This window comes from Streptomyces sp. NPDC017979, assembly GCF_044328175.1.
Taxonomy (GTDB): domain Bacteria; phylum Actinomycetota; class Actinomycetes; order Streptomycetales; family Streptomycetaceae; genus Streptomyces.
On record NZ_JBIRGU010000001.1, the window covers coordinates 200706 to 223344 of the forward strand.

The 22639-nt window shown below is 72.6% G+C and carries 18 protein-coding genes; 8 read left to right on the forward strand and 10 right to left on the reverse strand.

From position 1 onward, the window contains the following. Nucleotides 1-7: 7 nt before the first annotated feature. The gene (locus tag ACH4E8_RS00900; RefSeq protein WP_398443028.1) at nucleotides 8-565 is read right to left on the reverse strand and encodes a GNAT family N-acetyltransferase; all 558 of its coding nucleotides are present in this window, start codon (nucleotides 563-565) and stop codon (nucleotides 8-10) included. A gap of 100 nt (nucleotides 566-665) precedes the next feature. Here ACH4E8_RS00900 and ACH4E8_RS00905 point away from each other — a divergent pair, with 100 nt between their 5' ends. The 3 genes from ACH4E8_RS00905 (at nucleotide 666) to ACH4E8_RS00915 (ending at nucleotide 3555) form a co-directional block, all read left to right on the forward strand. Then, nucleotides 666-1241, forward strand: coding sequence for a CDP-alcohol phosphatidyltransferase family protein (locus ACH4E8_RS00905; RefSeq protein WP_398443030.1), 576 nt, complete (start codon nucleotides 666-668; stop codon nucleotides 1239-1241). Continuing rightward, nucleotides 1238-2104 (forward strand): phosphatidate cytidylyltransferase, encoded by an 867-nt coding sequence (locus ACH4E8_RS00910; RefSeq protein ID WP_398443032.1) that lies wholly within the window; start codon nucleotides 1238-1240, stop codon nucleotides 2102-2104. Before ACH4E8_RS00905 ends, ACH4E8_RS00910 begins: the two co-directional genes overlap by 4 nt. 86 nt (nucleotides 2105-2190) lie before the next feature. Then, nucleotides 2191-3555, forward strand: a complete 1365-nt coding sequence (locus tag ACH4E8_RS00915; RefSeq protein WP_398443034.1) for a lysophospholipid acyltransferase family protein — start codon at nucleotides 2191-2193, stop codon at nucleotides 3553-3555. A gap of 25 nt (nucleotides 3556-3580) precedes the next feature. Here ACH4E8_RS00915 and ACH4E8_RS00920 read toward each other — a convergent pair whose 3' ends face one another. Further along, nucleotides 3581-4051, reverse strand: coding sequence for a hypothetical protein (locus tag ACH4E8_RS00920; protein WP_398443035.1), 471 nt, complete (start codon nucleotides 4049-4051; stop codon nucleotides 3581-3583). A gap of 146 nt (nucleotides 4052-4197) precedes the next feature. Here ACH4E8_RS00920 and ACH4E8_RS00925 point away from each other — a divergent pair, with 146 nt between their 5' ends. Both ACH4E8_RS00925 and ACH4E8_RS00930 read left to right on the forward strand, forming a co-directional pair. Next, on the forward strand, nucleotides 4198-4743 hold the full coding sequence (locus tag ACH4E8_RS00925; RefSeq protein ID WP_398443037.1) for an SRPBCC family protein: 546 nt from the start codon (nucleotides 4198-4200) through the stop codon (nucleotides 4741-4743). A 79-nt stretch (nucleotides 4744-4822) separates the two neighbouring features. Beyond that, entirely contained in the window at nucleotides 4823-5137 is a 315-nt protein-coding gene (locus ACH4E8_RS00930; RefSeq protein ID WP_398444668.1) for an ArsR/SmtB family transcription factor, read from the forward strand. 480 nt (nucleotides 5138-5617) lie between these two features. Here ACH4E8_RS00930 and pruA read toward each other — a convergent pair whose 3' ends face one another. Continuing rightward, the gene (gene pruA / locus ACH4E8_RS00935) at nucleotides 5618-7258 is read right to left on the reverse strand and encodes an L-glutamate gamma-semialdehyde dehydrogenase (protein ID WP_398443039.1); all 1641 of its coding nucleotides are present in this window, start codon (nucleotides 7256-7258) and stop codon (nucleotides 5618-5620) included. Between the two features lie 41 nt (nucleotides 7259-7299). Then, nucleotides 7300-8226 carry a proline dehydrogenase family protein gene (locus tag ACH4E8_RS00940; protein WP_398443042.1) on the reverse strand — a complete coding sequence of 309 codons (927 nt, stop codon included), beginning with the start codon at nucleotides 8224-8226 and terminating at the stop codon, nucleotides 7300-7302. A 190-nt stretch (nucleotides 8227-8416) separates the two neighbouring features. On the opposite strand from ACH4E8_RS00940, the gene ACH4E8_RS00945 reads away from it, so the two are divergent. After that, complete coding sequence (locus ACH4E8_RS00945) at nucleotides 8417-9592, forward strand: PucR family transcriptional regulator (RefSeq protein ID WP_398443045.1); 1176 nt, start codon at nucleotides 8417-8419, stop codon at nucleotides 9590-9592. Between the two features lie 727 nt (nucleotides 9593-10319). On the opposite strand, the gene serA is transcribed toward ACH4E8_RS00945, so the two are convergent. The 6 genes from serA to ACH4E8_RS00975 all read right to left on the reverse strand — a co-directional run bounded on the left by serA (nucleotide 10320) and on the right by ACH4E8_RS00975 (nucleotide 20207). Continuing rightward, nucleotides 10320-11924 (reverse strand): phosphoglycerate dehydrogenase, encoded by a 1605-nt coding sequence (gene serA, locus ACH4E8_RS00950; protein ID WP_398443046.1) that lies wholly within the window; start codon nucleotides 11922-11924, stop codon nucleotides 10320-10322. Between the two features lie 277 nt (nucleotides 11925-12201). Next, nucleotides 12202-13200, reverse strand: a complete 999-nt coding sequence (gene ilvC / locus ACH4E8_RS00955) for a ketol-acid reductoisomerase (RefSeq protein ID WP_361960915.1) — start codon at nucleotides 13198-13200, stop codon at nucleotides 12202-12204. A gap of 105 nt (nucleotides 13201-13305) precedes the next feature. Next, nucleotides 13306-13833, reverse strand: coding sequence for an acetolactate synthase small subunit (ilvN, locus tag ACH4E8_RS00960; RefSeq protein WP_361536977.1), 528 nt, complete (start codon nucleotides 13831-13833; stop codon nucleotides 13306-13308). Nucleotides 13834-13863: 30 nt separating this feature from the next. Further along, the gene (locus ACH4E8_RS00965) at nucleotides 13864-15738 is read right to left on the reverse strand and encodes an acetolactate synthase large subunit (RefSeq protein WP_398443050.1); all 1875 of its coding nucleotides are present in this window, start codon (nucleotides 15736-15738) and stop codon (nucleotides 13864-13866) included. A 339-nt stretch (nucleotides 15739-16077) separates the two neighbouring features. Further along, nucleotides 16078-18906 (reverse strand): putative bifunctional diguanylate cyclase/phosphodiesterase, encoded by a 2829-nt coding sequence (locus ACH4E8_RS00970; RefSeq protein ID WP_398443052.1) that lies wholly within the window; start codon nucleotides 18904-18906, stop codon nucleotides 16078-16080. A gap of 341 nt (nucleotides 18907-19247) precedes the next feature. Further along, nucleotides 19248-20207 carry a 2-hydroxyacid dehydrogenase gene (locus tag ACH4E8_RS00975; RefSeq protein ID WP_398443054.1) on the reverse strand — a complete coding sequence of 320 codons (960 nt, stop codon included), beginning with the start codon at nucleotides 20205-20207 and terminating at the stop codon, nucleotides 19248-19250. A 118-nt stretch (nucleotides 20208-20325) separates the two neighbouring features. Here ACH4E8_RS00975 and ACH4E8_RS00980 point away from each other — a divergent pair, with 118 nt between their 5' ends. Together ACH4E8_RS00980 and ACH4E8_RS00985 are read left to right on the forward strand one after the other, a co-directional pair. Further along, entirely contained in the window at nucleotides 20326-21351 is a 1026-nt protein-coding gene (locus tag ACH4E8_RS00980; RefSeq protein ID WP_398443056.1) for an aldo/keto reductase, read from the forward strand. Nucleotides 21352-21481: 130 nt separating this feature from the next. Beyond that, nucleotides 21482-22639 carry a PQQ-dependent sugar dehydrogenase gene (locus ACH4E8_RS00985; RefSeq protein WP_398443058.1) on the forward strand — a complete coding sequence of 386 codons (1158 nt, stop codon included), beginning with the start codon at nucleotides 21482-21484 and terminating at the stop codon, nucleotides 22637-22639.

Here is a 22639-nt window from a genome sequence, read left to right on the forward strand (position 1 = left end):
GTACGCCTCAGAGCACGTCGCCGTCGCGCCAGTCGAAGCCGAGGGTGCCCTCGCGGGCCGGGAGCGTGCCCCACACATAGGTGGAGCCCTCCTCGTCGGGGAAGGGCACGGCGCCTTCGGGGCCGATGCCCTCGATCCGGCCGGGCCAGGGCCACCAGCCGCGCGAGCGGTACAGGCCCGCGCCCTCCGGGGACGCCGACAGTGCGCCGAAGTCGTACGCGCGCTCGATGACCTGTTCCAGGGCGGCCATCACCCGCCCGCCCAGCCCTCGGCGCTGGAGCGGGGCCGTCACGCCCAGGGCCTCGACGTATCCCACGCGGTACCAACGGCCGCCGTGGCTGACCCGGCGCATGATCACCGAGCCGTGGGCCACCAGGCCGCCGTCGGAGCCGTTGACCAGTACGTGCACCCCGCCGAGGCCGTGGTCGAAGTCCTCGTCGGAGAAGTCCCCTTCGAAAGCCTCGTCCATCAGGACGCGGATCTCGGCCAGTTCGGCCGGGGCGAGTTGGAAGGTGTGCAGGACGCGTAGTTCGGCGCCCGCGGGGATGGCGGAAGTGTGGGGCATGGCCCCAGCCTTCCAGCCGATGTGCCCGGGTACGTACTCATTTTCCAACTGAGTACCCGGTCCGTGGTGAGGCCGCGGCCGCCGGAGAAGAGTGGACGGCATGAACGGCCTCTACGCTCTCAAGCCCTGGTACGCGGCCCGGCTCGCCGGGGTCCACGGGGCGCTCGCCCGACGCGGGGTGTCGCCCGACGCGCTCACCGTCGCGGGCGTCGCGTCCGCCGCGGGCGCCGCCGCGGCCCTCGCCTGGCTGCCCGCGCCGCTCGCTGCGCTCCCGGTCGCCGCGCTCCTCGCGGCCCGGCTCGCCTTCGCCAACCTCGACGGCGCCCTGGCCCGGTCCACCGGCCGCACCACGCGGCGCGGTGCACTGCTGAACGAACTAGGCGACCGGGCGGCGGACTTGGTGGTGCTGGCGGGCTTCCTCGCCATCGCACCGCTCTGGTTGGTGGGCGTCGCCGCACTGGCGGCCACCCTGCCGTCCTGGGTGTCCCTGGCGGGCGCCGCGGCGGGCGCGCCCCGGCTGAACGGCGGTCCGGTCGGCAAGACGGAGCGCTGTCTGCTGGCGGTGGTGGCCGCGGCGACGGGCTGGGCGGTGCCGGTGCTCGTCGTCCTGGCGGTCGGCTCCGCGCTGACCGCGCTGGTGCGACTGGGTCGGCTGTGGCGGGAGTTGGGCGCATGAGCGGGTCGACGCTGGTCGCCGGCGAGGCGGTGGGGCGGGCCCTGCCGCTGGTGGCGGGGGCGCTGGGAGCGGGCGGCATCGCGGTCGCCGCGCTGCCCGCGCGGATCCGGATGCGGGCCGAGTTGCGCCGTCGCTGGCGCACCTGGGCGATCGCGGCGCCGGTGTTCTTGGGGGCGCTCTTCCTGGGCGCGGGCGGGGCGTTCGCGCTGGCGGCGCTGCTCGGGGTGGTGGCGGTGGGCGAGTACGTGCGCCTCGCGGGCCTCGCGCGCGCCGACCGCGCGGTGCTGCTGGCCGCGGCGGTCGGGCTGCCGGCGCTCGGATGGCTGGCGCCGGGGGCGCTGGACGCACGGGCCGCGGGGCTGTTGCTGTTGGCCGCGGCGGTGGCGCCGGTGTTGTCGGGTGACGGTGCCTCGGGGTTCACCCGGGCCGCGCGCACCGCGTTCGGACTGCTGTGGATCCCGCTGTCGCTGACCGGTCTGGTGACGCTCGGCGAGACCGCGGTCGCGGTGGGCCTGGCGGTGGCGCTGGGCGACGTGGGCGCCTGGTGCGGGGGTACGGCGCTGGGGCGGCGCGGGCCACTGGCCCGTCCGCTGTCGCCGCTGTCGCCGAACAAGACGTGGGCCGGGGTCGCGGGCGCGGCCGTCGCCACGGGCCTGGTGCTGCTCGCGGTCGACGCCTTCTCCCCCGCCCTGTGGGCGGCGGTGCTCGCCGGGTGCGTACTCGGCGACCTGTTGGAGTCCATGGTCAAGCGGGAGGCGGGCGTCAAGGACGCGGGCAGTTGGCTGCCGGGCTTCGGCGGCCTGTTGGACCGGATCGACTCGCTGCTGCCCGCGCTGTTGCTGGCGGCGGTGGTGACCGGATGAGGCCCGGGACGTTCGGGACGGACGGCGCCGCGAACGGGCCGCCGGCCGGCGGAGCCGTACGCGGGGCGATGGAGGAGGACGCACGGATGAGCGACGGGAAGGACGCAGCGGCGACCGCGGTCGACCGGGGCGGGGAGCCGACGGAGGGGACCCGCACGTCCGCGGGTGGTGCAGCCCGCGCTGTGGCTGTCGGCCGAACCGGCGCCGCCCCCGCGCCCCGTACGCCCCGTGCCACCGCGGCCGGGAAGACCACCGGCCGCGCCGACGACGCACGGTCGTGGGCGCCGCCCCGCTCCGGGCTCGCCTCCGCGCTGCGACGCGCGCTGTGGTGGTGCGTGTTGACCCTCACCGGTGGCGTGGAGCGGCGCGGACGGCTGCCGCGCGGCGGCTGCGTCGTCGTCGCCAACCACGCGTCGCACGCCGACACCGCCGCCCTGCTCGCCGCGCTCGACGCCCGGCACGCCCCCGCGATCGGCGCGGCGGCCGACTACTGGTTCGCCTCCCGCTGGCGCAGCCGGATCTGTCGCCGGTTGGCCGCCGGCTTCCCGGTCCGCCGCACCGGCGGCGGCCTGGACGATCTGCTCGCCATGACCGACGACCTGCGGGCGGGGCGGGCAGTCGTGCTGTTCCCGGAGGGGACGCGCGGCGCGGACGGCGCGCTCGGCTCGTTCCACCGCGGCGCCCTGGTGCTGGCCGCCGAGGCGGGCGTCCCGGTGGTGCCCGTCGGCATCGCGGGCACGGACCGGCTGCTGCCGAAGCACGGTCGACTGCGCGCCTCGCTCGTACGGGTGCGGATCGGCGCGCCGCTGCCGCCGTCGGTCACCCCGGATGCGGCGCGCGACGCGGTCGCCGGGCTGCACCGCCGCACCAGCGCCGAGGCGCTGCGGGACTCGACCGTCCGACGGCGCGTCGCGGCCGTCGCCGCCGGCCGCTGGGGGCTGCTGATCGCCTTCGTGTGGGCCTTCGCCGAGGCGCTGAGTTGGCCGCTGATGCCGGAACTCCTGCTGGGCGCGGCCTGTTTCGCGGCGCCGGCAGCGGCGCTGCGGCTGTCGGCGACCGCGCTGGCGGGCAGCCTCGCCGGCTCGCTGCTGGCGCTGGAACTCGCGGCCTTCGGCTTCGCCCTGCCGGCGCCGCTGACCACGGACCGGATGCGCGTCGAGGTCGGGCACGCGCTGTCCGTACGGGGCGCGGACGCGGTGGCGCAACAGCCGTGGAACGGCGTCCCCTTCAAGGTGTACGCGGCCGAGGCGGGCCGCGCGGAGGTCCCCAGGGACGACTGGCTGGCGGCCTCCGCGGCCGCCCGGGGCTCGCGCACCCTGACCGTGGGCCTCGCCTTCGCGGCGCTCGGGGTGCTGCTGCGCCGCTACCGCCGCTTCTACCTGCTGTATCTGGGCCTGCTGGGCGCCGGTTTCGCCGTCGGGCTCTCGTTGATCGTGGCCGGCTGGCGCTGACGTCGCGCCCGCCGGGTGCGGGGCTTCAGCCGGACCCCTGTCCCGTACGGCACAGGTCCCGCGGGCCGTGCAGCCCGATCGCCTGGAGGTAGCCGCCGGGGCGGCCGATGCCGTGGTCCACCCGGGCCTGCTGCGGCAGGTGCGCCACCACCTCGGCCCGCGGGCGCCCGAAGAGGTCCACGCCCCGGTACACCACCGGCACCAGCGCGGGCCCGGTCGGCTCCGCGCCCGTCGCGTCCGCGGGCTCCCGCCCCACCTCCACGTATTCGAGCCCTCCCCCGCGCTCCGCACCGCGCGGGACGCGTTCGCCGCGCGCCGTGAGGGTGAGACCCAGGTAGTCCCCGGTGAACGCCCAGTCGGCGGCGGCGCCCCCGAGCACGTGGATCTCGCAGAGCATCGAGACCGCCCACTGGGCCGCGTACTCACTCATGCCGAACCGCAGCGTGCCCGCACGGTGCGGCAGCACGAGTCCGGTTCCCGGCAGGAGTACGAACACCCCACAAGTCAACCACCGCTCCGCCGGTCGCCCCGTCCCCGGGCGCCACGATCCAGACACGCAACCATGCGGTTGCAACACGAGTCCTGAAATGCAACCATGAGGTAGCACATCAAGTACGACGGCATTCGCACGAGGAGCCGACCATGAGCGAGATCCAGCACTCCCAGGCCCCCGACAGCACCGACACCGCCGCCTCGCAGCGGGACCGGATCGAGAAGGAGATCACCATCGCGGCGTCGCCCGAGCGCGTCTGGGCGGTGCTCACCGAGCCGAAGCACGTGGGGAACTGGTTCGGCATGGGCGAACCCACCCCGGTGGACCTGCGGCCCGGCGGCACGATGCTCCTCGACCACGGGGAGTACGGGACCTTCCCGACCACCATCGTCGAGGTCGACCCGCCGCGCCGGTTCGCCTACCGGTGGGCGTCCGCCCACCCCGGCGAGCAGGCCGTCGAGGGGAACTCGACGCTCGTGGAGTTCACCCTCGTCCCCGACGGCGAGGGCACCCACCTCACCGTCGTCGAGACCGGCTTCGCGGCGCTCGACATCCCCGCGAAGAGCAAGGAGACGGCCTCCTACGAGAGCCATGAAGGCGGCTGGGCCGGCCAGGTCGTCAACATCAAGAACTATGCGGAGACGGGGCGGACCGATGGGACGACCGGGGGTGACTGCGAAGGGTCGGGGTCCTAGGCGCGAGAATCGAGCCATGACTACAGGCACGGGCGAGCCGGCGGCGGGGTCCGCCGCGCCGCTCGACACGGCGGACGCCATGTCCGAGGTGCTGTCGGCGCTCGCCGACCCCACCCGACGGCGGATACTCGACGCGCTCGCCACCCACGGCAGCGCGACCGCGACCGCCCTCGCCAAGGAGCTGCCGGTCAGCCGGCAGGCGATCGTCAAGCACCTCGGGGTCCTCAGCCGCGCGGGCCTGGTGACGAGCCGGCGCTCGGGCCGCGAGGCCCAGTTCACCGTGCTGCCCGCCCGGCTGAACGCAGCGGCCGGCTGGATGGCCAGGGTCGCCTCCGACTGGGACTCCCGACTCCACGCGATCAAGCGCCTCGCGGAGACCCCGCGCGTGGACTGACCGGGGCGACCTCGCCGCCGGCACGGGCGCATCTCCAGCCGGCGCGATCCCACCGTGGGCGACCAAGCCACCTTTGCGCCTACAGCCCATCTGTGGCTGCTCGCACAGTTCCGCCCCCTCGGCCCAGCGGGCTTGGGGCCCAGCGCCCCTGAAGACCTCCACATCCAGCCCGCGGACAACTGACGGGCCAAGCGATCAGGGGCGCTGGGGTCCCCCCGTGCTCGCAGGGCACGGGGGGAGGAACTGCGCGAACAACCGACCACCGGGCCGCAGACGCTGCCATCGCGCCACCACCGCGGCGCCACCGCGCCCCGCCAAGCACCCCGCACGGAGTCCCCCGCACCCCGCACGGGGCAACCGCACCCCGCACGAGGACACCGCCCCCGCCAATGGAAACCGCCCCCGAACCGGCGTGGGGGCCGGAACGGGGGCGGTTGCTCGGGAGGGGGAAGGCCCCGGGGCTGCGTCGAGCCCGCGGGGTCAGCCCATGTGCGGGTAGCCGTACTCGGTCGGCGGCACCAGCGTCTCCTTGATCGCGCGGGTCAGCGTCCAGCGCATCAGGTTCTGCGGCGCACCCGCCTTGTCGTTGGTGCCCGACGCCCGACCGCCGCCGAAGGGCTGCTGCCCGACGACCGCACCGGTCGACTTGTCGTTGATGTAGAAGTTGCCCGCGGCGTAGCGCAGCTTCTCCATCGTGTGCGCGGCGGCGGCGCGGTCGTTCGCGATGACCGAGCCGGTCAGGGCGTACGCGGAGACGGACTCCAGCTGCGCCAGCACGGCGTCGTAGCCCTCGGGCGACTCGTCGTCGTAGACGTGCACCGCGAGGATCGGGCCGAAGTACTCGGTCGTGAAGACCTCGTTCTCCGGGTCCGTGCAGACGATGACGGTCGGGCGGACGAAGTAGCCCTCCGAGTCGTCGTAGCTGCCGCCGGCGATGATCTCGCAGGTCGGGTCGGCCGCGGCGCGGTCGATCGCGGCCTTGTTCTTGGCGAAGGACCGGTCGTCGATGACGGCGCCGATGAAGTTCGACAGGTCGGTGACGTCACCCATCTTGATCCCGTCGACCTCGGCCGCGAACTCCTCCTTGAAGCCGGAGTTCCAGATCGAGGCGGGCACGTACGCCCGGGAGGACGCCGAGCACTTCTGGCCCTGGAACTCGAAGGAGCCCCGGGTCAGCGCGGTCTTCAGCACCGCGCGGTCCGCGCTGGGGTGCGCGACGACGAAGTCCTTGCCGCCCGTCTCGCCGACGATCCGCGGGTAGGAGCGGTACTTCTCGATGTTGTTGCCGACCGTCTTCCACAGGTGCTGGAAGGTCCGGGTGGAGCCGGTGAAGTGGATACCCGCGAGGTCCGGGTGGTTCAGCGCCACCTCGGAGACGGCGATGCCGTCGCCGGTCACCAGGTTGATGACGCCCTTGGGCAGGCCCGCCTCCTCCAGGAGCTGCATCAGCAGCACGGCGGAGTGCGTCTGGGTCGGGGACGGCTTCCACACCACGACGTTGCCCATCAGGGCGGGGGCGGTGGGCAGGTTGCCCGCGATGGCGGTGAAGTTGAAGGGCGTGATCGCGTAGACGAAGCCCTCCAGCGGACGGTGGTCCAGCCGGTTCCACACGCCCGGGGAGTTCGCCGGCGGCTGCTCGGCGAGGATCTGCCGGGCGTAGGCCACGTTGAAGCGCCAGAAGTCGACCAGTTCGCACGGGGTGTCGATCTCGGCCTGCTGGGCGGTCTTCGACTGGCCCAGCATGGTGGAGGCGGCCAGCGTCTCGCGCCAGGGGCCGGCCAGCAGCTCGGCCGCGCGCAGGATGATCGCGGCGCGGTCGTCGAAGGACATCGCGCGCCAGGCCGGGGCGGCGGCGAGCGCGGCGTCGATCGCGTCCTGGGCGTCCTGCTGGGTGGCGCCGGCGAAGGTGCCGATCACGGCCTTGTGGTTGTGCGGCTGCACGACGTCGACCCGCTCGCCGCCGCCCATCCGCCGCACGCCGCCGATCGTCATCGGCAGCTCGATCGGGTTCTCGGCCAGCTCCTTGAGCTTCGCCTCCAGGCGGGCTCGCTCGGGGCTGCCGGGCGCGTAGGAGTGAACCGGCTCGTTGACCGGCGCGGGGACCTGGGTTACGGCGTCCATCGTTGCCGACAACTCCTTCGTTCGTGGATCGGTTGGGGGATTCAGCCGCGGCTGGCGAGCGAGCGCAGGAAGAAGGCCAGGTTGGCGGGGCGCTCGGCGAGCCGACGCATGAAGTAGCCGTACCAGTCGGTGCCGTAGGCGATGTACACCCGCATCCGGTGTCCCTCGGCGGCCAGCCGGTGCTGCTCGGCCTCCCTGATGCCGTAGAGCATCTGGAACTCGTAGTCCTCCAGCTTGCGGCCGGCCCGGTGGGCCAGCTCCTGGCTGATGGAGATGATGCGCGGGTCGTGGGACCCGATCATCGGGTAGCCCTCGCCGTCCATCAGGATCCGCAGGCAACGGACGTACGCCTTGTCGACCTCGGCCTTGTCCTGGTGGGCGACGGACGCGGGCTCCTTGTAGGCGCCCTTCACCAACCGTACGCGCGAACCGGCCTCGGCGAGCATCCGGCAGTCGTCTTCGGTCCGGAACAGGTACGACTGGACGACGGCACCGGTGCGCGGGAAGCGCTGGCGCAGGTCGGCGTGGATCGCCAGCGTCGAGTCGACGGTGGTGTGGTCCTCCATGTCGAGGGTGACCGTGGTGCCGATCTCGGCGGCGGCCTCGACGACCGGGGTGACGTTCTTCAGGGCCAGGTCGTGGCCGCCGGCCAGGGCCTGCCCGAAGGACGACAGCTTCACCGACATCTCGACGCGCTCCCCGAGGCCGAGCGGGCGCAGCGCCTCGATCAGCTCCAGGTAGGCGTCGCGGGCGCGCAGCGCCTCGGCCGGGTCGGTGACGTCCTCGCCGAGGACGTCGAGGGTGACCTCAAGGCCGCGGCTCGCGCTGTCCACGACGACGGGCACGGTCTCCTCGACCGACTCGCCGGCGATGAAGCGATTCACCACCGGCTTGGTGATCGGCGCTGCCGAAATGATGCGACGCATCCGGTCGCTGCGCGACGCGGCGAGGATCACGGGACCCAACACGGGGACCTCCACGAAGGTGTACGAGCAGGCCGACCCGGACCGCGGGGAAGACGATCCGGAACGGCACGAAGAACCACCGTGAAATCTAAGGATCGCTCCGATCCTCAGCCATCGACAGACGTCACGCATCCGTGGCCGAGATCTCAGACACCTGTCTGAAGGCACCGCCCGGGCGTGCCAGAATGTCCGGGTGAAGGGCGATTACCAGGACCTCGTCGACGAGATCTCGGCCCTGTTGGGGGCCCCGGCGACGCTGGAGAACCGCGACTTCGGGCTGATCGCGTTCGGCGTCCACGACAGCGGGTTCGACGGGGCCGCCCTGGACCCGGTGCGCACCCGCTCGATCCTCACCCGCACGTCCACCCCGGCGGTCCGCGCCTGGTTCGAGGGCTTCGGCATCGCGCGGGCGACCGGCCCGGTGCGCATCCCGGCCTCTCCGGACGCGGGCGTCCTGCGCGACCGGCTGTGTCTGCCCGTACGCCATCGGGGTGTCGTCCTCGGGTACGTCTGGCTGCTCGACACCACCCCGGGCCCCAGCGATGCCCAGCTCGCCGCCGCCATGGAGGTGGCCGCCCGCATCGGCGTGCTGCTGGCCGACGAGGAGCGCGCCGACGCCGACCTCGCGCGCGAGTTGCGCGCGGTGCTCACCGCCGAGCGCGGCTGGCAGTACGACATGGCCGTGGCGGCACTGCGGACCGCGTTGCGAGGGGCCGAGGGTGGGGCGAACGGCCCGCACGCGGTGCTGTGCGTGGCGCCCTGGCCTGCGGCGGACGCCCCGTCGGCGCGGTCCCTGCCGGGGGTGTCGGCGCTGTGCACGGTGGCGGTGCCCTGGGCGCCGCGGCCGGCGGGGTCCGCGACCACCCGGGTGCTCGCCGTCCTGGTGCGGCTGCGGGCCGTGGACACCACCGGTCCCGCGCTGACCCTGGCGGACCAGTTGATCGGCGCCGCCCAGGGCCTGACCGCCGGGATCGCCGCCCCGCGCCCCGGGCTGGCCGAGCTGAACGCGGCCTGGCACGAGGCGGCGTCCGCGGCCCGCGCCGCCCACGCCGAGCCGGGGTCGCCCCCGGTGGCGGAGTGGGGCGCCATCGGCCCGTACCGCATGCTGACCTCGCTGGCCGACGGCCCCGCCGCGGACGACCCCGCCGTCCGCCCCCTGCTCGCCCCCGCCCACCGCGAACTGGCCCGCACCGCCGAGGTGTTCCTTGACTGCGCGGGGCAGGCGAGCCGCACGGCCGCCGTACTCGGCATCCACCGCCAGACGCTCTACTACCGCCTCTCCCGCGTCGAACAACTCACCGGCCTGCACCTCACCTCCGGCCAGGACCGCCTGCTCCTGCACATGGCCTTGAAGGCGGCGCGGCTGTAGTGGGGGCGTTCTAGTGCCCCTCCCGGCAAGCTTTGCCCTGTCGTCCCGTCCGGCACGCACCCTCGCCGCGTTGGCCGGAAGCTCTGGTAGGCCCCCTGTGCCCTGCGGGCACGGGAGGTACCCCCACCGCTACCAGAGCTTCCGGCCGCCTTGCGATCGCACGCACCGGACGACACTCCTCACGGGCAAACATTGCCGGTCACGGCACTAGGAGCTGGCACCCCACGCCCTCCGATCGATGTCGTCGCTCCAGCGGGCGCGAGACCGCCGTGGATGGCCAGGCAATCGTGGCGACCACAGCCCGGTGGTGGGTTGTTTGCGCAGTTCCCCGCGCCCCTGTCTTGCTGCCCCCGTCATGTGGCTGCGGGCCGGGTACGGGTTTGCCCCTACGCCCGCAGGGCGTGGGCCATGAGGGGCGCTGGAGGTCCCCCATGCTCTCTGGGCATAGGGGGCAGAACTGCGCGACCAGCCCGCCACCGGGCCGCAGACAGCAATGCTCCCGCGGGGAAACGGCGGACGGGAGCCTTGGAGGCTGGGGTCCCCGCGCCCGCAGGGCAACAGGTGGGGGGCCCTCCACGCCCTCCGGGCGTAGGACGCGTCAGGCGGCGCAGGGGTCCGCGCCGCACACCTCGTCGTCCCGGAGCGTCCCCAAAGACACCGGGGCCCGGCCCACCGCAACGGTGGGCCGGGCCCCGGGCACGCATTAGACGCGCGTACGCGAAACGCGTCAGTCGACCAGGTTCACCGAACGCGCCGAAACCGCACCGATCTCCGCGGCGATCTCCGCCACCACCGGCTGCGGCACGGTGTCGTCGACGGTCAGCACCACCAGCGCCTCCCCGCCTTCCTCCGCCCGCGAGACCTGCATGCCCGCGATGTTCAGACCGGCCTCGCCCAGGATGCGGCCGACGGTGCCGACGACACCGGGACGGTCGTCGTAGCGGAGCACGAGCATGTGCTCGGCGAGCGCCAGGTCCACGTCGTGCTCGCCGATGGCGACGATCTTCTGGACGTTCTTCGGGCCGGCCAGCGTGCCGGAGACCGAGACCTCCTCGCCGCCCCCGAGCGTGCCCCGCACGGTGACCACGTTGCGGTGGTCCGGCGACTCGGAGCTGGTGGTCAGCCGCACCTCCACCCCGCGCTCCTGGGCGAACAGCGGCGCGTTCACGTACGACACGGTCTCCGCCACGACGTCCTCGAACACGCCCTTGAGCGCGGAGAGTTCGAGCACCTTGACGTCGTGCTGGGTGATCTCGCCGTACACCTCGACGTCGAGGCGGACCGCGACCTCGCCGGCGAGCGCGGTGAAGATCCGGCCCAGCCGCTCGGCCAGCGGCAGCCCGGGCTTGACGTCCTCGGCGATCACGCCGCCCTGGACGTTCACCGCGTCCGGCACCAGCTCGCCGGCGAGCGCGAGGCGCACCGAACGGGCCACCGCGATGCCGGCCTTCTCCTGCGCCTCGTCCGTGGACGCACCGAGGTGCGGGGTGCACACGACCTGGTCGAACTGGAACAGCGGGGAGTCCGTGCAGGGCTCCTTCGCGTACACGTCCAGGCCCGCGCCGGCGACCCGGCCCTCCTTCAGCGCCGAGGCCAGCGCCTCCTCGTCGACGATCCCGCCGCGCGCGGCGTTCACGATGCGGACGGTCGGCTTGACCTTGTGCAGCGCCTCGTCGCCGATGAGCCCCACGGTCTCCGGCGTCTTGGGCAGGTGGACCGTGATGAAGTCGGCGGTCTCCAGCAGTTCGTCGAGCGTGAGCAGCTTGACGCCCATCTGGGCCGCGCGCGCCGGCTGCACGTACGGGTCGTACGCGACGACCTTCATCCCGAACGCGGACATCCGCTGGGCGACCAGCACGCCGATGCGGCCGAGGCCGACGACGCCGAGGGTCTTCTCCGCCAGCTCGACGCCGGTGTACTTGGAACGCTTCCACTCGCCGTTCTTCAGGGCGGTGTTGGCCTGCGGGATGTTGCGGGCGGTGGCGATCAGCAGACCGCAGGCGAGCTCGGCGGCGGTGACGATGTTCGACGTCGGCGCGTTCACCACCATCACACCGGCCTTGGTGGCGGCGGAGACGTCGACGTTGTCCAGGCCGACGCCGGCGCGGGCGACGACCCTGAGCTTCTTCGCGGCGGCGATCGCCTCGGCGTCGACCTTGGTGGCGGAACGGATGAGAATCGCATCGACGTCGGCGATCGCGGGGATCAGCTGGGCACGGTCGGCGCCGCTGCAGTGCCGGATCTCGAAGTCCGGACCGAGCGCGTCCACGGTGGCGGGCGACAGCTCTTCGGCGATCAGTACGACGGGTTTACGAGCAAGCTCAGCGCTCACGTGAGTCCTCACAAGTCCAAAGATGCCGCACGGGCTCGCAAAGCCACGGCGGGAGTCGGCCGTCCCGACGGCCGCAGGCGGTGGAGGGGCTAGCCGCGTGGAAGACGCACGACACTGTGGGCCTGACGCGTGTTGTTCAGAAGTGTAGTGGTGTCCGGGGGTCGGTCTTGCGCCTTCTCGGCAGGATCACCCGTCCGTGGGTGGACGAAGTGGTCAACGACGGCGAAGGGCCGTCACGCCCCCGTTCCCCGGGGTGTCACGGCCCTTCGCCACGGGCTCACGCCTCGTCGTCGACCCAGCTCATGAGCTTGCGCAGCTCCTTGCCGGTGGTCTCCAGCAGGTGGTTCTCGTCCTGCGTCTTGTACTCGTTGTACTTCTTCAGGCCGCCGTGGTACTCGTCCATCCAGTTCTTGGCGAAGGTGCCGTCCTGGATCTCGGCGAGGACCTTCTTCATCTCGACCTTGGTCTGGTCGGTGATGATCCGCGGGCCGGTGACGTAGTCGCCCCACTCGGCGGTCTCGGAGACCGACCAGCGCATCTTCTCCAGGCCGCCCTCGTACATCAGGTCCACGATCAGCTTCAGCTCGTGGAGGCACTCGAAGTACGCGATCTCCGGCTGGTAGCCGGCCTCGACCAGGGTCTCGAAGCCCGCCTTGACCAGCGCGGCGGTGCCGCCGCAGAGCACGGCCTGCTCGCCGAAGAGGTCGGTCTCGGTCTCCTCGGTGAAGGTGGTCTTGATGACGCCGGCGCGGGTGCCGCCGATGCCCTTGGCGTACGACAGCGCCAGCTCGAACGCCTTGCCCGAGGCGTCCTGCTCGACGGCCGCGATGCACGGGACGCCGCGGCCCTCCTCGTACTGGCGGCGGACCAGGTGGCCCGGGCCCTTCGGGGCGACCATGGCGACGTCGACGCCGGCCGGGGGCTTGATGAAGCCGTAGCGGATGTTCAGGCCGTGCCCGAAGAACAGCGCGTCGCCGTCCTTGAGGTTGGGCGCGATGGACTCCTCGTAGACCTGGGCCTGGATCGGGTCCGGGACCAGGATCATGATGACGTCGGCCTCGGCGGCGGCCTCGGCGGGGGTGACGACGCGCAGGCCCTGCTCCTCGGCCTTGGTCTTGGACTTGGAGCCCTCGTGCAGACCGACGCGGACGTCGACGCCGGAGTCACGCAGCGACAGCGCGTGGGCGTGGCCCTGGCTGCCGTAGCCGATCACCGCGACCTTGCGGTTCTGGATGATGGACAGGTCGGCGTCGGCGTCGTAGAACAGCTCGGCCACTGGGATATCTCCTTGGGTGCAGATGGTGCGTCCCACCGTACGGCGGGGAGGGGGCGGGGCGCCCGGGGGTCTCGCGATCCGGGCGGGGGCGCGGGCGGTGCGGCCTCAGGCCGTGCGGTCCAGGGCGCGCAGGGACCGGTCGGTGATGGACCGGGCGCCACGCCCTATGGCGATCGTGCCGGACTGGACCAGTTCCTTGATGCCGAACGGCTCCAGCATCCGGAGCATCGCCTCCAGCTTGTCGCTGGAGCCGGTCGCCTCGATCGTGACGGCCTCGGGCGAGACGTCGACGGTCTTGGCACGGAAGAGCTGGACGATCTCGACGATCTGGGACCGGGTCTCGTTGTCCGCCCGGACCTTGACCAGCACGAGCTCGCGCTGGATCGCAGCGCTGGGCTCCAGTTCGACGATCTTCAGGACGTTGACCAGCTTGTTGAGCTGCTTGGTGACCTGCTCCAGGGGCAGTCCCTCGACATTGACCACGATGGTGATGCGGGAGATGTCGGGGTGCTCGGTGACGCCGACGGCGAGCGAGTCGATGTTGAAGCCGCGGCGGGAGAAGAGGGCGGCGATCCGGGCCAGGATGCCCGGGGTGTTCTCCACCAGGACGGAGAGCGTGTGCTTGGTTGACATGACTTGGGTCTTCCGTCTCTCTCTGCGCGCTCAGTCGTCTTCGTTGTCGCCGAAGTCGGGGCGCACCCCGCGGGCGGCCATGACCTCGTCGTTCGAGGTGCCGGCGGCGACCATCGGCCAGACCATGGCGTCCTCGTGGACGATGAAGTCGATCACGACGGGGCGGTCGTTGATCGCGTTCGCCTCGGCGATGACCTTGTCCAGGTCGTCCGGGGACTCGCAGCGCAGGGCGTAGCAGCCCATGGCCTCGGAGAGCTTGACGAAGTCCGGGACGCGGGTGCCGGCGCTGGGCTCCTTGCCGGTGGCTCCGGGGCCGGAGTGCAGCACGGTGTTGGAGTAGCGCTGGTTGTAGAAGAGGGTCTGCCACTGGCGGACCATCCCGAGCGCGCCGTTGTTGATGATGGCGACCTTGATCGGGATGTTGTTGAGCGCGCAGGTGGTCAGTTCCTGGTTGGTCATCTGGAAGCAGCCGTCGCCGTCGATGGCCCAGACGGTGCGGTCGGGGGCGCCCGCCTTGGCTCCCATGGCGGCCGGGACGGCGTAGCCCATCGTGCCGGCGCCGCCGGAGTTCAGCCAGGTGGCGGGCTGCTCGTAGTTGATGAAGTGGGCCGCCCACATCTGGTGCTGACCGACGCCGGCCGCGTAGATGGTGTCCGGGGGCGCCAGTTCGCCGATGCGCTGGATGACCTGCTGGGGCGAGAGGCTGCCGTCCTCGGGCTGGTCGTAACCGAGGGGGTAGGTCTCGCGCCAGCGGTTGAGGTCCTTCCACCAGGCTGCGTATCCCGTCCGGGCGGCCTCACCGATGTGGCCCTCGCTGTGCTCGGCCTGGACCGCCTGGACGAGGTCGGCGAGGACCTCGCGGGCGTCGCCCACGATCGGGACGTCCGCGGCCCGGTTCTTGCCGATCTCGGCGGGGTCGATGTCGGCGTGGACGACCTTGGCGTACGGGGCGAAGCTCTCCAGCTTGCCGGTGACGCGGTCGTCGAAGCGGGCGCCGAGCGCCACGAGCAGGTCGGCCTTCTGGAGCGCGGTGACGGCGGTGACCGAGCCGTGCATGCCCGGCATGCCCACGTGCTGCGGGTGGCTGTCGGGGAACGCGCCCAGCGCCATCAGGGTGGTGGTGACGGGGGCCCCGGTCAGCTCGGCGAGGACCTTCAGCTCGGTGGTGGCGCCGGCCTTCAGGACGCCGCCGCCGACGTACAGCACCGGGCGCTTGGCCTGGACGATCAGCTTGGCGGCCTCGCGGATCTGCTTGGCGTGCGGCTTGGTGACCGGGCGGTAGCCGGGCAGGTCCTGGGAGGGCGGCCAACTGAAGGTGGTCTTGGCCTGGAGGGCGTCCTTGGCGATGTCGACGAGGACGGGCCCGGGGCGGCCGGTGGAGGCGATGTGGAACGCCTCGGCGATGGTGCGCGGGATGTCCTCGGCCTTGGTGACCAGGAAGTTGTGCTTGGTGACCGGCATGGTGATGCCGACGATGTCCGCCTCCTGGAAGGCGTCCGTGCCGATCGCGTGGGACGCGACCTGGCCGGTGATCGCGACCAGCGGGACGGAGTCCATGTGGGCGTCGGCGATCGGCGTGACCAGGTTGGTGGCGCCCGGGCCCGAGGTGGCCATGCAGACCCCGACCTTGCCGGTGGCCTGGGCGTATCCGGTGGCGGCGTGCCCGGCGCCCTGCTCGTGGCGGACCAGGACGTGGCGGACCCGGGTGGAGTCCATCATCGGGTCGTACGCGGGGAGGATGGCGCCACCGGGGATGCCGAAGACGGTGTCGGCACCCACTTCCTCAAGAGAGCGGATGAGGGACTGCGCACCTGTCACGTGCTCGACTGCGGGGGTCGGCTGCCCGCCGCCACGGGCGCGCGGCTGGGGATGGTGGGCCCCGGTGGCCTGCTCGGTCATCGGCATTCTCTTCTCGAAGCAGAGGGATTGCTGGTGGGTGCTGCGGTGCTGCTGCCGGTCTGGTCGGTTCGTCGCTCGGGTGCTGGGCGGGCGCCGCACCGGCCTGCTGGTGCTTTGCTCGGTCTTGCGGTGGTTGGCGCCGGTACGCCGCCCGGTGCCGATGCAACAAAAAACCCCTCGTGCCGTAGGGCAAGCGAGGGGAGCGCGTCGGGAGGAGTCCGCGGGGTCCTTGGTGGGGATCCCGCTCAGCCGACGCGCTGTCCAAGTACGAGAATTCGGGTGCGCATGGCAAAGACCCTCCCCCCGACGCACTATCACTGTCAAGCCAGTGGGATGCACGTCTCATCATGTGAGCCGCGGCTTGTGCGAACCGCGTCCCATTCCGAAGGATCCGCCGGCCGCGCCGCCCATCAGGGCGGGCAGCGCCATCGCGCCGGGCACCGTGAAGTCGTCCCTGACCAGGGCGCGGCGCAGCCGGTACTCGTCGAGGGCGCCGGAGAAGGCCATCCCCTGGCCGTGGCTGCACCCCATGGCCCGCAGGGCGAGCACCTGCTCCGGGGAGTCCACCCCTTCGGCCACGGACTGCATCCCCAGGTCGTTGGCGATCCGCAGCAGCCCGCTGGTGATCTTGTGCAGTCGGGCGGACTCGACGATGCCGTCGACCAGCCCCCGGTCCAGCTTCAGCACGTCCACGGGGAGCCGGCGCAGCGCGTTGATGGCCGCGTAGCCGCTGCCGAAGCCGTCCAGGGCGATCCGCACTCCGAGGCGGCGCAGCGCCACCAGTCGCTGTTCCAGGTCGTCGAAGGAGTTCCGCGGGTCGTGGTAGATCCGGGGGTCGTTGTCGGACAGCTCGACGATCAGCGAGCCGGAGGGCAGGCCGTGCCGGGTGAGCAGGCCCTCGATGCTGCCGAGCGGCAGCGACCGGTCCAGCAGTCGACGCGCGGAGATCCGTACGGACACCGGGACGCAGTGGCCGTGCCGGCCGCGCTCGGCGGCCTGCGCCACGGACTCCTCCAGCAGCCAGCGGCCCAGCTCGGCGGCGCGGTCCACGTCGTCGGAGACCCGGAGGAACTCGGCGGGCGTGAAGAGGATGCCCTGGGCCGAGCGCCATCGGGCCTGGGCGGCGACGGCGTCGATCCGGCCGGTGGCCAGGTTCACCACGGGCTGGTGCAGCAGCGCGAACTCGCCCTCGTGCAGGGCGCTGCGCAGCCGGGCGGCCAGTTCGGTCCGGCGGACGACTTCGGCCTGCATCTGCGGCACGTAGAGCTCGACCCGGTCCTTGCCGCCGGCCTTCGCCCGGTACATCGCGAGGTCGGCGTTGCGCATGAGGTCCGAGGGGCCGCAGCCGGGCTCGGCGAAGGCCACCCCGATGGAGGCGGCGACCCTGACGTCCTGGCCGTCGATGCGGTACGGCTGGGAGAGCGTGAGCCGCAGCCGGTCGGCGATCTCGACGACCTGCGCCTCGCGGGTGACCCGGTCGCGGGTGCCGTCGCCGGCGATCAGGGCGGCGAACTCGTCGCCGCCGAGGCGGGCTGCGGTGTCCCCGGCGCGCAGGGACTCGGCCAGCCGGCCCGATGCGGCGATGAGCAGTTCGTCGCCGGCCTGGTGGCCGAGGCGGTCGTTGACGCCCTTGAAGCCGTCGAGGTCGATGAAGAGCACGGCGGTGCCCGCGTCGCCGGAGCGCCGGCCGGACAGGGCCTTGCGGACCCGCTCGGTGAACAGCGCCCGGTTGGGAAGGTCGGTGAGCGGGTCGTGCTCGGCGCTGTGCTGGAGCTGGGCTTGGAGCCTGACCCGCTCGGTGACGTCCCGGCTGTTGAAGAGCAGCCCGCCCTGGTGGCGGTTGACCGTGGACTCCACGTTGAGCCATTCGCCGGCGCCGGAGCGGAAGCGGCACTCGATCCGGGTGGTGGGCTCCTCCGCGGCCGGCGCGGCCAGGAACCGCCGCACCTCGTGGACCACCCGGCCGAGGTCCTGCGGATGGACCAGACAGGCCAGCTCGGAGCCGATCAGCTCCTCCGCGTCGCGTCCGTAGACCCCGTTGGCCGCGGGGCTGACGTAGCGCAGCACTCCGGAGGGCGCGGCGATCATGATCACGTCGCTGGAGCCCTGGACCAGGGAGCGGAAGTGGTTCTCCTTCTGGGCCAGTTCGTGGGTGAGCGCGATGTTGTCGAGGAGCATGATCCCCTGACGTACGACCAGGGCGAGCACGACGGTGCACGCCGTGATCACCACGACCCGGTCGACCCGGCGCCCCTCGACCACGTTGTACAGGATCCCCAGGGTGCAGACCGCGGCGGCCAGGTACGGAGTGAGGGCGGCCAGGGAGCCGGCCACCGGGCGGGTGGGCGGGCGCGGCTGGGGCGGTCTGACGGTCTCGGTCGGCCGCGGCACGCCCCACGGCGCGTACGCCAGCAGGAGCGATCCGGCGAACCAGCCGGCGTCCAGGAGCTGTCCGGAGCGGTAGGTCTCGCGCAGCAGCGGCGAGGTGAACAGCGCGTCCGACACCACCGTGAGCGCGAGCGCGGCGACCGCGGTGTGCACCGCCGAGCGGTTGCCGGCGGAGCGGCGCAGGTGCAGTGCCAGCACCATGCTGACCAGCACGATGTCCAGCATCGGATACGCCAGGGAGAGCGCGGCCGGCGCCACGCTCTCGCCCTGGACGTGCGCCGTGTGGGCGAGGGCGAGGCTCCAGGAGATGGTCAGCAGGGAGCCGCCGATCAGCCAGGCGTCCAGCGCGAGGCAGACCCAACCGGCCCGGGTCACCGGCCGCTTGGCGAGGACGAGCAGGCCCACGATGGCGGGCGGCGCGAAGCAGAGGAAGAACACGTCCGCGGTCGAGGGGCTGGGCACCGGTCGGTCCAGCACGACTTCGTACCACCCCCAGACGCCGTTGCCCAGGGAGGCCATGAGGGAGGAGAGCGCGAACAGCAGCCACGCGGGCCTGCGCCGCGCGGGGACTCGGCGCGCGTAACAGAAGCACGAGACGGCGGCGATCAGGGCGGCGGCACTGAGGCCGAAGTCGCCCATGATCAGAGCGAGTTCGCGGGAGCCCCAGCCGACGGCGGCCCCGACGGCGTAACCGACGCAGAGGAAGGCGAGGAGGAGGGGGGCCAGGAGCCCCTGCCCGCCGCCGGACACCGCCCGGCCGGCCGCCAGCGCCTCCTGGGCGCTCACCGTCCCGCTCCCCGAGACCCCGGGTGTCGTCGACGACATCCCCGCCGCGTTGGATCATTGGTCCATTGGCCGTGCATCGCCCGTCGCCCCCCTCGGAATCCAATCGACAGTCAGGCTGCGCCACCGCACCGCCCCATGCTGGGTGCAACCCCCAAGTCGGGACTTTACACCAGGATGGTCACTCAGGGACATAGCCCCTCTACTCTCCGTGACCATGGTCGAGCGCGCCGACGCGCCGGGTGATCGGAGGACTTCGCAGCGTTTCCGGCTGTGACGAGGTCGGACCGGGGGTCCGGATGGCGCGAACCGTACGGTCCGACCCTGCCCGCGATCTCCTGGTGCTACGCCGGGGGGCCGGTGGTGAGGACGACGTTGTCCAGCGGCTCGCCGGCAACGAAGCGGTTGAGCTGCCGGGCCAGCAGCCGCTTGGCGCGCGGCATGAACGCCGACGTGGACCCGCCGACATGGGGGCTGATCAGCACTCCGGGCACGTGCCAGAGGGGGTGCCCGGCAGGCAGCGGCTCGGGATCGGTGACGTCGAGCGCCGCGGTGATGCGTCCGCTCGTCACCTCCGCGAGCAGCGCTCCGGTGTCGACGACGGCGCCGCGGGCGACGTTCACCAGGAGCGCGCCGTCCTTCATCGTTGCCAGGAACTCCGCGTCCACCAGGCCCTTAGTGGTGGCGGTCAAGGGCACCGACAAGATCACCACATCGGCTTCGGGGAGCAGTGCGGGCACATCGGTGAACGGGCGCACCGCACCGCGCGCGGTGGTGCGCGGGGAGCGTGCGACGCGTTCCACGCGCGCGCACTCAAAGGGCGCGAGCCGGTCCTCGATCGCGGCCCCGATCGCCCCGTATCCGATGATCAGCACCGACTTGTCGGCGAGCGCCGGGTAGAAGCCGGCGCGCCACTCCTCGGCGTCCTGGCCCCGGACGAAGCCGGGGAGGCCGCGGAGGGAGGCGAGGACGAGCGCGAGGGTCAGTTCGGCCGTGGACGCCTCGTGCACGCCGCGGGCGTTGCAGAGGCGTACGCCGGAAGGCAGGTGTCCGAGCCCCGGTTCGACGTTGTCGGTCCCTGCGGAGAGTGTTTGCACGACCCTGACGGAGGACATCGCGGGCAGCGGACGGGTCGCGGTCCACGCCATCGACATGTAGGGGACCGCGTAGAAGACGCAGTCGGCCGGATCGGCGGGGAAGTCCTCGCCGCCGTTCCAGTGCCGGTAGGTGAGGCCCGAGTCGGCGACCGGGGGCAGGCCCTCGATCTCCTCGGCCGGTATGGGCAGCCAAACGTCGGAAGTCATGATCACCACGGTAGGCCGGGTCTTGTGGATCTTGCTGGGTTGGAGGTGGAAGACCGTTTGGGGTTGGTTAGTTTGGTGGGCGTCCGGCGACGGACGAGGAAGCGGAGGGTACGGGCGGGTGGAGCTCAGGACGATCGGCGCGGCGGCGCTGCGGGTGGGCGCGGTGGGGCTGGGCTGTATGCCGATGAGCTGGGCGTACGCCACTTCGCAGCAGCGCGGGGACCGTTCCTTGCGCACGGTGCACGCGGCCCTGGACGCGGGCTGCACCTTGCTGGACACCGCCGACATGTACGGACCGTTCAAGAATGAGCTCCTGCTCGGCCGGGTCCTGAAGGAGCGGCGGGCGGACGCGTTCGTCGCGACGAAGGTCGGGCTCCTGGTGGGCGATCAGCACGTCGTCGCCAACGGCCGGCCCGGGTACGTGCGCCGGGCGTGCGACGCGTCGCTGCGACGGCTCCAGACGGACGTGATCGACCTGTACCAACTGCACCGGCCCGACCCGGAGGTCCCCGTGGAGGAGACCTGGGGCGCGATGGCGGAGTTGGTGACGGCGGGGAAGGTGCGGGCGCTCGGGGTCTGTGCGACGGGGGCCGACGACGCCCGGGCGCCCCGGCGCGGTGCGGCGCACCCCGGCGCGCCCGCCGGGCCGTACGGCAAAACGATCCGGCTGCTGGAGCGGGTGCAGCAGGTGTTCCCGGTGGCCGCGGTGCAGGCGGAGTTGTCGGTGTGGTCGCCGGACGCCCTCGCGCAGTTGCTGCCGTGGTGCGGGGCCAGGGGCGTCGGCTTCCTGGCGGCGATGCCGCTGGGCAGCGGGTTCCTCACCGGGACGCTGACTCCGGGGCAGGGCTTCGAGCCGGACGACCCGCGGGCCCGGCACCCCCGCTTCACGGCGGAGATGATGGCGGCGAACCAGCCGGTGGTCGCCGGGCTGCGGCGGGTGGCCGGGCGGCACGGCCCCGACGTCACCCCGGCGCAGGTCGCCCTCGCGTGGGTGTTGGCGCGCGGGCGGCACGTGGTGCCGGTGCCGGGCGCCAAGCGCGAGGGCTGGGCGGTGGAGAACGCCGGGGCGGCGGGGCTGCGGCTCACGGAGCGGGACGAGGCGGAGATCGCGGCGCTGCCGGCGGCGCAGGGTTCCTGGGACTGAGCGGCGCGCCCCGGCGGCGGCGCGGGACGCCCCGGGATCGTGCGGTCGGGAACGCTCGGGCGGGAACCGTTCGGGCCCGGGCGGTGTAAGAAGGGTAGTCATCCGCCCATCCGACGAAGGGATCGCGATCGTGCGACGTCCTGGAACGACGGCCGTTGTGGCCACCGCCGTGCTGCTGCTGGCCACCGCGTGCTCGTCCGACGGCGACGGGACGCCGAGCGGCCGCGGTTCCACCTCCGCCTCCGGTCCGGCCGGCGCCGCATCGGGCTCCCCGTCGCCGACGGGCCCACCGGCGCAGGGCTCCGTGAAGGTGGCGGGGACGGTGACCGAGGGGCTGAAGTCCCCGTGGGGCGCGGTCGCCCTGCCCGACGGGGACGTGCTGGTCGCCTCGCGCGACGAGGCCACGATCACCCGGGTCGACGGGGAGAGCGGCGAGCAGACGCAGATCGGCTCGGTCCCGGGCGTCGCCGCGAACGGCGAGGGCGGGCTGCTGGGCCTCGCCGTCTCCCCCGACTTCGCCGCCGACCGCCAGGTCTACGCGTACTTCACGACGGAGTCCGACAACCGCATCGCCCGGCTGCGTTACGACGAACAACGCCCCGCGGGGAAGCAGTTGGGCGCCCCCGACACGATCCTGCGGGACATCCCCAAGGGCGTCGTCCACAACGGCGGCCGGATCGCCTTCGGGCCGGACAAGATGCTGTACGCGGGCACCGGCGAGGTGGGGCAGACGGGCCTGTCGCAGGACCCGGAGTCGCTCGGCGGGAAGATCCTTCGGATGACCGCGGACGGGCGCCCCGCGCCGGACAACCCCCGCCCCGACTCCCTCGTCTACTCGCTGGGACACCGCAACGTCCAGGGGCTCGCCTGGGACTCCGACAAGCGGCTGTGGGCCAGCGAGTTCGGCCAGAACACCTGGGACGAGCTCAATCTGATCCGCCCCGGCGAGAACTACGGCTGGCCCGACGTCGAGGGCAAGGGCGGCAAGGACGGCTTCGTCGACCCGGTGGCCCAGTGGAAGACGGAGGAGGCGTCCCCGAGCGGCATCGCCTACGCCCAGGGCTCCATCTGGATGGCCGGACTGCGGGGCGAGCGGCTGTGGCGCATCCCGCTCGCCGGCGGGGAACCCTCCGCCGCCCCCCAGTCGTTCCTGAAGTCGGAGTACGGCCGACTGCGCACCGTCGTCGCGACGAGCGGCCCCGAAGTCCTGTTGATCACCAACGAGACCGACGGCAGGGGCTCGCCCGAGGCCGGGGACGACCGGATCCTCCGCCTGGAGGTGAAGTAA

What these genes read in the sequence shown, in the direction of transcription:
- ACH4E8_RS00975 (WP_398443054.1), bottom strand. Translation starts at nt 20,207, where the DNA reads ATGACTTCCGACGTTTGGCTGCCCATACCGGCCGAGGAGATCGAGGGC.
- ACH4E8_RS00930 (WP_398444668.1), top strand. Translation starts at nt 4,823, where the DNA reads ATGTCCGAGGTGCTGTCGGCGCTCGCCGACCCCACCCGACGGCGGATA.
- ACH4E8_RS00905 (WP_398443030.1), top strand. Translation starts at nt 666, where the DNA reads ATGAACGGCCTCTACGCTCTCAAGCCCTGGTACGCGGCCCGGCTCGCC.
- ACH4E8_RS00910 (WP_398443032.1), top strand. Translation starts at nt 1,238, where the DNA reads ATGAGCGGGTCGACGCTGGTCGCCGGCGAGGCGGTGGGGCGGGCCCTG.
- pruA (WP_398443039.1), bottom strand. Translation starts at nt 7,258, where the DNA reads ATGGACGCCGTAACCCAGGTCCCCGCGCCGGTCAACGAGCCGGTTCAC.
- ACH4E8_RS00915 (WP_398443034.1), top strand. Translation starts at nt 2,191, where the DNA reads ATGAGCGACGGGAAGGACGCAGCGGCGACCGCGGTCGACCGGGGCGGG.
- ACH4E8_RS00965 (WP_398443050.1), bottom strand. Translation starts at nt 15,738, where the DNA reads ATGCCGATGACCGAGCAGGCCACCGGGGCCCACCATCCCCAGCCGCGC.
- ACH4E8_RS00925 (WP_398443037.1), top strand. Translation starts at nt 4,198, where the DNA reads ATGAGCGAGATCCAGCACTCCCAGGCCCCCGACAGCACCGACACCGCC.
- ilvN (WP_361536977.1), bottom strand. Translation starts at nt 13,833, where the DNA reads ATGTCAACCAAGCACACGCTCTCCGTCCTGGTGGAGAACACCCCGGGC.
- ACH4E8_RS00900 (WP_398443028.1), bottom strand. Translation starts at nt 565, where the DNA reads ATGCCCCACACTTCCGCCATCCCCGCGGGCGCCGAACTACGCGTCCTG.